Source organism: Nocardia sp. NBC_00511, assembly GCF_045161165.1.
Classification (GTDB): domain Bacteria; phylum Actinomycetota; class Actinomycetes; order Mycobacteriales; family Mycobacteriaceae; genus Nocardia.
This window is the reverse complement of sequence record NZ_CP107849.1, coordinates 5,952,364-5,962,765: the sequence shown is the minus strand read 5'-3', so window position 1 is coordinate 5,962,765 and position 10,402 is coordinate 5,952,364. Positions and strand designations below refer to the sequence as shown.

Here is a 10,402-nt window from a genome sequence, read left to right as displayed (position 1 = left end):
CCCTCGTTGCGCCAGCGGCGCCGGAACCCACCAGGTTCCGGCGCCGCTGCCGTTTCACCTCACCGCGTAGACGGGCAAATTGCTTCGGTAGCAGGCGATTTCACGCTGGCTTGGCGATCCGCACACGCGGCCCGATGGGGTCTGTGGGGACGGCTCCGGAATACGAATGTTCCGGTGGGACGTACCGATCCGAGTCACGCATGTCGCGTTCGTATTCGGTGAGACCGGCCAGGATCGCGGGCACGTCACGGTAGTCGTGTCTCGCCTGAGCGAGGAAGTCGATCATATCGGCGTAGCTGTGGTCGCCATAGCCACGCGGATACCGTTGAGCCGGTTCCATCGGCGGTGCCCAAGGCATGTTCATGGTCGCGAGGAACTGATCGACAACCGCCAGCTGCCTGATCTTGTCGGCGAGTAGCTGCCGCCGCTCTTCTGGGTAGATCTCATGCGCGACAGGGCAATCCGCGAACAACCGCTCGAATTGCACTACCGGGGAATCCGCGCACGCGTTCTCGGCGGAGGTGGTCAACGCGTCCCACACCGGCTGCGCGATTGTCGCGAAAACGATGACATCACCGTCGAGCAAGGTCGACGGTCGATAGTGGTGGCCGTAAACGTAGGAGCACGCGCAGGTGACCTCGACGAGTTCCAGCAACTCCTCCGTACACGTCAAACCTCCAGGCCCACGCCGTGTTTGATCCTTGGCGAAGAACCTGCCATCCACGAACGCATCGATGAAGTAGCCCCCCACCATGCCGCTGTTGAGACTCTCCTCGTCGGTCTCGCAACCACACCGATAGCCCTCGACCTCACTGGCCAATATCCCGAGCGCGATCGGCTGATACCGCCGCCCCGTCCACCGCAACAGCAGATAGGTGTAGTCCATATCCGCCAAGCTGACACCCGTAATCAGACAGGCAGAGTCATAAAACTGCACCCCCGCACCCTATCCACCGACCAACGCTCCAACCCGTCAACTTCTCCTCGACGCTGGGAAGGGGATGACAACCACGGTTCACCCAAATCTTCCTCCAGTCATCGAAGCGGCTGAAAGGGATATGGGACCTCGCTCGACATGAGAGTTGTTGGTGCAGCTGGAAATTCGCTCAGCGTGTCACCGAAAGCCTTCTGGCGTGTCTCATTACACACGAATATCATCGAACATGTGAACGAAACCGCTGCTGACAGCCTCAGCGCCACCGAACTGGTGGCGCGGATGCGCGCGGTGCACTCGACGATCGCTGTAGCCCAAGCCGAAGAAGTCGCGTTGATGACCGCGCTCTACCGGATGCGCCGCGAACAGCAACTCGAGCGCGGGGTACGCGCCGTCTACGCAGGGGAAGACGCTGCCACCGAAATCGGTGTCGCCCTGCACGTTCAGCAACGCACCGCGGACAACCTCATCGCCCTCGGCCTGGGCCTCGAACACCGGTTGCCGTGCACGCGCGCGGCATTCGAAGGCGGCCGGATCGACCTGCCTCGAGTACGGGCCTTGCACGAAGTCTTCCGCAACATCGACCCTGAGCTGGTCGCGGCACTCGAACCACGCATCGTCGCCTATGCCGAGAACGCCGACCCGTCACGGGTCAAGCGCACCCTGCGCCGGTGGCTGCTCGAAACCGACCCTGCCGGTCAAACCGAGCGCCGCAAGACCGCCGAAGCCGACCGGTATGTCAACGTCACCGCCGCCGACAACGGCACCGCCATCCTCGATGCCGTGCTGCCCGCCGCCGATGGTGTTGCCCTCTACGAACGCCTGCGGGAAATGGCGCAAACCCACTGCTGCGCAGCCGATCCCCGCACCAGCAACCAACGCCGCGCCGACGCCCTCATCGCCCTCACCACCGGAACCGGTCGACTGAGTTGCGGCTGCGGCCACCGTGACTGCCCACGCGTCAGGACCCCGGCCGCTCCCGCACGTAAAGCACTTGTGCAGGTGGGTGTTTCCGCGCAGACCCTCGCCGGTGTGGCCGACAACCCTGCGCTGCTGGCTGGTTTCGGTGCGATCGACGCCGACCTGGCACGCCAGTTGGCCCGCCACGCCCGCTTCGAAATCATCCCCGAGCATCCCGCCCGCATCGACCACAGCGGACAGGCTGCCGTCGACGGCCAGGCACGTCGGACAGACACCAGCCACACCACGCGGGCTGCCGTCGACAGCCAGGCGTGTCCGATGGACACCAGCCGGACCGGGCAGACCACACCCGAGACCGGGGTACTCCCAGCGGTCGCCGCACCAACCAGCACCGACGACCCCGCATACCCAGCTGCCGCGTGCGAAACGCGCTACCGGCCCAGCACCCGCCTCGCCAACCGGATCCGCGCCCTCGATGGCGGCTGCCGCGCCCCCGGATGCGCGATCCCCGCCGCGGCCACCGACATCGACCACCAAGACCGCTTCGACCACCGCTCACCCGAATCCGGCGGCCGCACAGTCGAATCCAACCTCGGCTGCCGGTGCCGACGCCACCACCGCACCAAAACCCTCGCCGACAACGGACTCAACGGATGGAAAGTCATCCACCACCCGGATCGGCGTGTGGAATGGCGCAGCCCCTCGGGCGGATCGATCACCACCACACCCGAGGGAGCGAAGTTCCTGTTCCCTCGCACACCGGTACCACCGGTCACCGGCACGGACATTCCGGAGTCGGAACAGGTTGAGCCGCTGTTGAATCCGGGTGGGACGGTCAACGAACTGACCGAACTCCTTCACGTCTACCACCCACCCGCACAACGCCGACACGCCTGCACCACACGAGCCGCCCGGAACTCCGGAGCGGTGCGAGAGGCGTCGACCATCGCCACGCCCGCATCGCGGTACGCGGACCCGGCGCCGTTCTGAGAGCACCGCTACTTAGAGCCGAGTTTCAGCCACTCCCGCAGTCTCGACCAGCGGCATGCCGGGCTGGCACACCCAGACAGAGGCAGCTGCCAGCTCGCCGTCGGCAGATGGCGATAGTGCGGTGCCCGATTCAGGCCTGCGGTGTCGGTGGGCCGGTCTATTCTTGCCGAAGATCGAGAGCGCCAAAGGCTTTCGTCGAATCGGGTGGGGTGCCATGGGGTGGCGTCGGTCAGCACGGCGGCGGGTTTCGTCGTACACACGAGTTCTCATCACGTCGACGGTGGTGTTGATCATCCTGTCGATATGCGAATGGCAGTCGCCGCGAGCACGTCCGGTGGTGGTGGTTGGCTTCGTCGCATTCGTTGTGGCCACAGTGCTTTTGGAGGTCGTGCTGCGGCGCTACCGTCGGCGCCATATCCCGATGCAGCCACCTCTGGCCAGTGTGCCGAAAACCGATCGCAGAACGGGCTCCTAGCCCTCCGCGTCGGTGATCGGCCACCGGTAGATCATCCGATCGGGAATCCGGCCGCCGCGGCCGCTACTCCGAGTCCGGCGGCCATCACCAAAGCGCTGACCACACCGCGCCGCGCGGCCGACAACCAGACTGCCGCGGCAGCGAGCACCGCGAATTGCCATACGTGTTGCAGCGCAAGGGCCAACGGGACGGCCGAACCGAGAATCGCACCGATGACCGCCGGACCGGCACCGGACAGAAACGACAGGACTCGACGGTCGGCACGGAGCTTGTCGAAGTTGGGGCCGCCGAAGATGACGAACAGAAACGAAGGGGCGAAGGCCACCACCGCGGCGAGCAGTCCGCCCGCCAGGCCGCCCGCGGCATACCCGACGACGGCCACGGTCTGCACCACCGGCCCCGGGGTGATCTGGCCGAGCGCGACGGCATTCAGGAACTGGGCATCGCTCATCCAGTGGTAGCGGCCGACCGCGTCGGATTGCATGAGCGGGATGATCACGAATCCGCCGCCGTAGGACAGGGCCCCGACCTTGAACGCCACCCAGCCCACCGCGGCCGATCCGCCCAGCGCCGGAATCGCGATCGCCAACGGCACCGGCCCCGCAGCCGAGGGCGAGCGCTTCGGAATACCCGTCCGGACAACCACTTCCACCACACCGGCACCCACGAGAACCAGCACCAGCCACGGCCCGATGGTGGTAGCGGCCACTCCACCTACAAGCAGGTATCCGATCCACCGCACCTGTGCCGCCTGCCGTGTTCCGGCGCGCTGCCAGCTGGCGGGCACCAGCCCGATACCAGCGTGCACGGCGACCACCGCCACCGCCGCACCGGCACCGGCTGCCGCACCCGAAGCCCAGCGCGGAACCCCGCCGGCGAGGAAGAAGGCTGCCAGCGCCAGGATGATCACGAGGCCGGGCACGATGAAGCAGATTCCGCCGACCAGCGCGCCGAGCGTGCCCCGGAGCCGCCAAGCCGAGTAGATCGCCAACTGGGTCGACGCCGGTCCCGGCAGCAGGTTGGTGGTCGCGATCGCATCCTCGAATTCGGTGGCCGCGATCCACTTGCGGTCCTCGACACACAGACGTCGCAACAGTGCGATATGGGTCGGTGGGCCACCGAGCCCGATGCAACCGATGCGCCCCCACTCGCGAGCGATCGTCGACAGCCGAACATCGACTCCGTCCTCGGCTCGGTGCTCGGCCGGATCGGTCACGCCGCCACTCCTCATCGCAACGGTCCGGCCAGCGACGGATCCCGATACGGCAGACCCTAACAGCGACAACTCGAAGTTCGCCCGCCCGAAGAGTCCGGACCGGCGGGTGGCCGCACGTCTACTCCACCCACGGGAACAATTCGCAAACAACCGCTACTGGCTTCGGCCCGGGGGTCGAGCGGGGAACCCCAGTCAGGTGACAATCAGATACCAGCTTCGACTCGACTGAACCGCTACCTGCGAGTTTGTAGCGAAAGTTGGGATCGGTAGGAGGGCCGTCCGGCGTCTACTTACCTCATGACATTTTCTCAGCCCCCCGCCAGTCAGCCGCAGTCCGCCGGCTTGGACAAGAAGACCAGCGCAATCCTGTCCTACGCGCTGGGCTGGCTCACCGGAATCATCTTCCTGTTCGTGGGGAAGAAGGACCCCGACGTGAAATTCCATGCCGCACAGTCCATCGTCTTCTTCGGCGCCGCCACGATAGTCAACATCGTCCTGAGCATCCTCGGCTCGGTCAGCATCATCTTCAGCCTCATCGGCCTGGTCTTCAGCCTCTTCGTCTTCGTCATCTGGATCATGGCCATGGTCCAGGCCAACCGGGTCGGCGGCGCCCGCGCCGAACTCCCCGTCGTCGGCAAGTACGTCGCCCCCTACGCCGACCGGATCGCCAACTCCGTCAACTGACCCCGCATGGGACAACCGAAACCCAACGGCCCGAGACTATCTCGGGCCGTTGGCGTCCATGCGAAACATCAGACGCCCTCGTACCCCACCGGTGTCACGGTCACCTGCAAGTTGCTTTCCTCGTGCCAGAGCACATCACCGGCGACCAGCGCCCCTCTCCTGGGAAGCTCCACACCCGGCGGCAACGCGGTAACCCTCACCAGCCCAACCGCATCAGCCACCTGATCTATCAGGATGAAGACCCCAAAAGGCTGCCGCCCGATCACAACTCCGGTCACCGGGTACCAGCCGGCAACCCCTCGACAACCACCGCCCAGGCCGCACGCGTCCGCATCCCCAGTTCCGCATCGTCGGGCCAGAAGTATTCACTCACGTATGAAGAATGACAGCGGCGCATAAGGTGGGGCGGGAGTGGCGTGAGCAGGAAGGCAAAGGGCGGCATGCACTTCGAGGAATTCCGGGCGACCGGAGCGCTGACCGAGACCATCGCCGAGGACCTCGCGGCGGTAGCGGGCCGGTACAGCTCCTATCTGACAGTCAGTTGCCACGGGCACTCGGTCCACGCTCTGGTGTTGCCGGTGTGCTGGAACGTTCTGCGGATACGAGCGGGCGACCTCGTCGTGGTCACCGCTGAGCGCGGCCACCGCCCTCCTGGCGATGAAGATCGCTACGCGCTGAGAGACTTCGTCGACAGCTTTCGCCAACTCACCACGCCTGCAGGAAGACTCGCCCGGGCGTAGCCCTCGCGGACGCTTGGGCCAGGTGTCCCTCGTGACTTGACGTGGGGAGGGGTGCGGATCGTAGGAATTCGGCGAGTCGGGGGCTGGGTTGAGTTAGCTTCGGGCTGTCGGTGATACCAGGTCAGTGGGAAGAGGGTGTTCGCCTTGGTGATGCCGGTGCCCCAGCCGGACAATCCGTCTATGCACGTGCCTGCTTCCGACCGCTGGACTGCCGTTGACCTCGATCATCTTCCCGAGAACGGACTCAGGTACGAGGTCCTGAATGGTCAGCTCGTTGTGAACGCCGCGCCCAAGCCGATTCATCAATGGATGGTCCGGGAACTTGTGCGGGTGCTCGAGCTAGCCGTCCCGGAAGGGCATTTCGTGATGCTCGGAGTTGGGGTGCTCATCGGTGAGGACGAGCCGATTCCGGACCTGATGGTGTGCACCGGGCCGATTCCGTGGGATGGGCGCGGAATTCCCGCCGAGCAGGTCAAGCTGGTGGTCGAGGTGGTTTCCCGGTCCAAGGCCGTCACGGATCGGCTCGTCAAACATGGCCTCTATGCGGAGGGCGGCATCCCGAACTACTGGCGGATCGAGACCCGCCGGTTCAAGCGGCAGTTGCCGGAGGAGACCTTGCCGGTGATCTTCGGGCACGTCCTCGCAGACAACGGAGAGTACGAAGGCCTGTACCGAATCTCCGCCGGACACGCTGTCACCATTCGGCACCCCTTCGAACTCACCATCGACCCAGCGATCTTGATGCCCTGATCGTTCGAGCATGTCAGCAGCTATTTTCGGGCGAGATGGTTGCGGACACGGGGGTGGTGGACGATAAGCCTGAGAGTGGGTCGCGTGCGTATCGTGGACGACGGTATGCGGGGACTTCCAGGAGGGCATATGACGGCGTACAGCGGGACGTTGGCGTTGGAGTTGGACGGGCTTTACAAGAAGTTCGGGGGGCCGTGGGTGGTCGAGGGGGTGGGCCTGGCGGTGCCTGCGGGGTCGTTCTTCGGGCTGGTGGGGCCCAATGGGGCGGGTAAGACCACGACGCTGTCGATGGCTGTCGGGTTGTTGCGGCCGGATCATGGGGCGGCTCGGATCTTCGGGACCGAGGTGTGGGCGGATCCGGTGGCGGCCAAGGCGGTGGTCGGGGTGCTGCCGGATGGGATGGCACTGCCGGAGCGGCTCACCGGGCGGGAGTTGTTGAACTTCACGGGGTTGCTGCGCGGGATGGACAAGGCGACCGTGGTCGGGCGGGCCGACGAGCTGCTGAATGTGCTCGAGCTCAATGACGCGGAAAACACTGTGGTCGTTGACTATTCGGCGGGTATGCGCAAGAAGATCGGGCTGGCTACCGCGCTGTTGCACGCACCCAAACTGCTGGTGCTGGATGAACCGTTCGAGGCGGTGGATCCGGTGTCCGCCAGCACAATTCGGACGATTTTGCAGCGGTTCGTGGCGGCCGGCGGGTCGGTGGTGCTGTCCAGTCATGTGATGGCGCTGGTGGAGAACATGTGCGATCGGGTCGCGGTGATCAGCCGGGGCAAAGTGGTCGCCGGTGGAACCGTGGCCGAGGTGCGAGGGGAAGGGACCCTCGAGGAGGCGTTCGTGCGGCTGGTGGGCGGTCGCGTCGGCGGCGAGGAGGGGCTGTCGTGGTTGGCGTCCTGATCCGGATGAAACTGCGGGTGATGGCCCGCACCATGTCGAGCGGCCGTGCGGCAGTGGGGTTTTGGCTCGGCACCTGCTTCGGGGTGATCGCGGCGCTGTTCACCGCGCTCATGATCGCCGGGGAACACGACAACCTGCACGGCGCGATCACCATCGCGGGGGCGCTGTTCGCGGCCTGGAATCTGGGCTGGATCTGCGGGCCGGTGCTCACCGGCAGCAGCGACGAAACCCTGCAACCGGAGCAATTCCGGTTGCTGCCGTTGACGACTCGGCAGCTGGCGTACGGACTGGGGGCCGCCGCCTTCGCCGGCCCCGCGGCCATCGTGAACCTGCTTGCCTACTCGGGCCTGGTCCTGCTGGCCTGCTGGTACGGGGTCGGGACCGTGCTGATCGCGGCGCTCGGCGCGGTGCTGCAACTGGTGTTCGTGGTGCTGCTGTCCCGGGTGGTGCTGGCCTGGCTGGGCGCGGCCATGCGGTCGCGGCGCGGCAAGGACCTCGGCGTGCTGTTCGCCGCGCTGATCGGCATCTCCTACTACCCGCTGAACATTCTGGTGTCGAAGGTCGGCCCCAAGCTGGCGGACGAAAACGGCAGGCTGGCAGGGACATTGCGTGCGGTGCCCTCGGGCTGGGCCCCGTACGCGGTCGAATCGGCCGCGCGCGGTGACTACCTGTGGGCACTGCTGCCGCTGCTCGGCCTGGCCGTGCTGTCCCTCGGACTGTGGCAGGCGTGGGCGGTGCTGCTCGAACGGCGGCTCACCACTCCGGCAGCGGCATCGGGGCAGGTGGTCGACACCGGAGGCGGACTGCTCGAACGCTTGGTACCGGCTACCCCGACCGGGGCCGTGCTGACCAAGGAACTGCGCACCTGGTGGCGTGACGGCCGCCGCCGCGCCGCACTGCTGCCACTGCTGCTCATCGGATTCGTGCTGCCGCTGTTCCTCGGCTATCAGAACCACAGCACCGTAACCATCGCGTTCGCAGGGGCTTTCGTGATCTGGCTGGCCACCATGTCCTCCACCAACCTCTACGGCTTCGACGGCACCGCCCTCTGGCAGACCCTGGTCACCCCGAATGCCGCGCGACCCGATGTGCGCGGCCGGGCCATCGCCTGGCTGATCCTGGTGTCGCCGCTCGCGGTGCTCGCCACCCTGATCCTGCCCGGAGTCACCGGTCACGCGAACCTCTACCCGTGGGCGGTGTCCACGCTGCCGGTGCTGCTCGGCGTAGGTGTCGCGGCGGTCATGTTCCTGTCCACCCGGGCCGCCTTCGCGCTACCGCCTCAGCGCGGCAATCCCTTTGCGGGCTCGGGCAATCCGGGCTGCATGAAGGTGCTCATGCAGCTCGGTGTCGGCCTGGTGCAGCTACTGGCCACCGCCCCGGTCCTGGCTATCCTGGGCGCCGGGGCAGCGCTGCACAACCCGTGGATCGAATGGGCAGCACTGCCGGTCGGGTTGGCGATTGGCGGGGTCGCCGCGATCTTCGGAATCAATACGGCGAGCACCAGATTGCAGGCTCGCGGACCCGAGATTCTGGCGGAGGTCAAACCACGCTGACCCGCGCGGGCTCGCGGAAAGCCGCCGGCAGCACGGCGAGATCCACCGTCGCGGCCATCGCCCGATGCCCGGCATCATTGAGATGCATGCCGTCGGAATCGAATTCGGCGCGGATACGGTCGCGATCGCTCGGATCCTCCACCGCCGCGGCAACATCGAAGACCGCGTCGAACACGTCGGTGCCGCGCAGCCACTCGTTGACCACGCGCCGCACCGGAATGCCTTCCTCGACACTCAGACCCGGGTAGATGGCCCGAGCGAACGGGCCGATGGTGTTGGCGTAGATCGGCAGTCCCGCCGCGTGCGCCAACCGCGCCAACTCGGTGAATCCGGCGATGAGCGAGTCAGCGGACGCGGTCCCGGCGAGGATCAGATCGTTGATGCCGAAGTTGGCCCACACGGCAGCGACGCCCGGCACGCTCTCCACATCGCGCGCGAACCGCGCCAGACCGTGCTCGCCGACCTGATCGGTGAGCAGCCGATTGCCGCTGATGCCCTGATTGACCGCCCACCCGTGGACCATTCGCTCGTTGAGGACATCCACCGCGCGCCGATTCGCGCCCAGCGTGCTGCCGACGCCCTCGAACCAGGAGTCGCCGAACGCCACCAGCACCGGCGCCTCGGAATCGGTGAGGACGTCGATTCCGGTGAGGAAGAACCGCTCCGCGGTCTCCTCGGCGTCGGACAGCGCGGCGTCGGCGGTCCGATCCCCGCCGCTGATCCATCCGGTCTCGATCGGTTGGTGTGCGAACGCCGGAAAGCCGGTCGGCTCCGGCAGATACAGGCTCAACGCCAGTTCGGTGCCCGGCTCGACGGAAAGCTCGACCGGATCGCTGACCAGATCCGCGCCCGCCGCGATCGTGGTGGCGGTGGCGCCCGCGAACCGCACCGGCGTATCGGTCTCGGCGAAGATCGCGCTGGCGCTGTGGCGCACCGCGATCCGGGCCGCGCCGATCACCAGGGGCTCCGCGGAATACCGGTTGGTCAGGCGCACGCGCAGCGCCGACCCGCCTCCGGCCATCCGCACCACCTGCCGCAGCGTCTCCCCGGCGAAGCCGCGCGGCTCGGCGAGCCGGATCTCCTCTGCCGGATCGACCAGTGGCGCACGGAAACTCGCGACCCAATGTGCCTGTGACATGGGCACCTCCATTTAGTTGCTGCGCGGAATATTGCGTTAGCAACAAGATATCGAAAATGCTCCGCGTGTCAACTATCCCCACTGAAAACGTCTGGTCTACG

10 protein-coding genes are annotated in these 10,402 nt (G+C 66.3%); 6 read left to right on the top strand and 4 right to left on the bottom strand.

The annotated features are described in order from the left end of the window. Positions 1-100: 100 nt before the first annotated feature. The gene (locus tag OG300_RS28075) at positions 101-886 is read right to left on the bottom strand and encodes a hypothetical protein (protein WP_405486033.1); all 786 of its coding nucleotides are present in this window, start codon (positions 884-886) and stop codon (positions 101-103) included. Positions 887-1,165: 279 nt separating this feature from the next. Between OG300_RS28075 and OG300_RS28070 the strand changes: the two genes are divergently transcribed. Continuing rightward, the gene (locus OG300_RS28070; protein ID WP_405486032.1) at positions 1,166-2,845 is read left to right on the top strand and encodes a DUF222 domain-containing protein; all 1,680 of its coding nucleotides are present in this window, start codon (positions 1,166-1,168) and stop codon (positions 2,843-2,845) included. Positions 2,846-3,351: 506 nt separating this feature from the next. On the opposite strand, the gene chrA is transcribed toward OG300_RS28070, so the two are convergent. Continuing rightward, complete coding sequence (gene chrA / locus OG300_RS28065) at positions 3,352-4,536, bottom strand: chromate efflux transporter (RefSeq protein WP_405486031.1); 1,185 nt, start codon at positions 4,534-4,536, stop codon at positions 3,352-3,354. Positions 4,537-4,833: 297 nt separating this feature from the next. Here chrA and OG300_RS28060 point away from each other — a divergent pair, with 297 nt between their 5' ends. Next, positions 4,834-5,220 (top strand): DUF4870 domain-containing protein, encoded by a 387-nt coding sequence (locus tag OG300_RS28060; RefSeq protein WP_405486030.1) that lies wholly within the window; start codon positions 4,834-4,836, stop codon positions 5,218-5,220. A 68-nt stretch (positions 5,221-5,288) separates the two neighbouring features. On the opposite strand, the gene OG300_RS28055 is transcribed toward OG300_RS28060, so the two are convergent. Beyond that, entirely contained in the window at positions 5,289-5,498 is a 210-nt protein-coding gene (locus OG300_RS28055; protein WP_405486029.1) for a hypothetical protein, read from the bottom strand. A gap of 138 nt (positions 5,499-5,636) precedes the next feature. Here OG300_RS28055 and OG300_RS28050 point away from each other — a divergent pair, with 138 nt between their 5' ends. The 4 genes from OG300_RS28050 (at position 5,637) to OG300_RS28035 (ending at position 9,163) form a co-directional block, all read left to right on the top strand. Further along, positions 5,637-5,960: a hypothetical protein gene (locus OG300_RS28050; protein WP_405486028.1), complete on the top strand. Its 324-nt coding sequence runs from the start codon at positions 5,637-5,639 to the stop codon at positions 5,958-5,960. Positions 5,961-6,095: 135 nt separating this feature from the next. Beyond that, positions 6,096-6,710 carry a Uma2 family endonuclease gene (locus tag OG300_RS28045; protein WP_405486027.1) on the top strand — a complete coding sequence of 205 codons (615 nt, stop codon included), beginning with the start codon at positions 6,096-6,098 and terminating at the stop codon, positions 6,708-6,710. A 129-nt stretch (positions 6,711-6,839) separates the two neighbouring features. Then, positions 6,840-7,610, top strand: a complete 771-nt coding sequence (locus OG300_RS28040; protein ID WP_405486026.1) for an ABC transporter ATP-binding protein — start codon at positions 6,840-6,842, stop codon at positions 7,608-7,610. Next, complete coding sequence (locus OG300_RS28035) at positions 7,595-9,163, top strand: hypothetical protein (RefSeq protein WP_405486025.1); 1,569 nt, start codon at positions 7,595-7,597, stop codon at positions 9,161-9,163. The genes OG300_RS28040 and OG300_RS28035 overlap by 16 nt, the downstream gene beginning before the upstream one ends. Here the strand turns inward: OG300_RS28035 and OG300_RS28030 are convergent. After that, positions 9,150-10,301 carry a GDSL-type esterase/lipase family protein gene (locus OG300_RS28030; RefSeq protein WP_405486024.1) on the bottom strand — a complete coding sequence of 384 codons (1,152 nt, stop codon included), beginning with the start codon at positions 10,299-10,301 and terminating at the stop codon, positions 9,150-9,152. The genes OG300_RS28035 and OG300_RS28030 overlap by 14 nt on opposite strands. Positions 10,302-10,402 lie beyond the last annotated feature (101 nt).

Bases quoted from the DNA above. Each gene is read 5' to 3' on its own strand.
- OG300_RS28075 (WP_405486033.1), bottom strand. From the start codon at position 886: ATGGACTACACCTATCTGCTGTTGCGGTGGACGGGGCGGCGGTATCAG.
- OG300_RS28060 (WP_405486030.1), top strand. From the start codon at position 4,834: ATGACATTTTCTCAGCCCCCCGCCAGTCAGCCGCAGTCCGCCGGCTTG.
- OG300_RS28040 (WP_405486026.1), top strand. From the start codon at position 6,840: ATGACGGCGTACAGCGGGACGTTGGCGTTGGAGTTGGACGGGCTTTAC.
- OG300_RS28030 (WP_405486024.1), bottom strand. From the start codon at position 10,301: ATGTCACAGGCACATTGGGTCGCGAGTTTCCGTGCGCCACTGGTCGAT.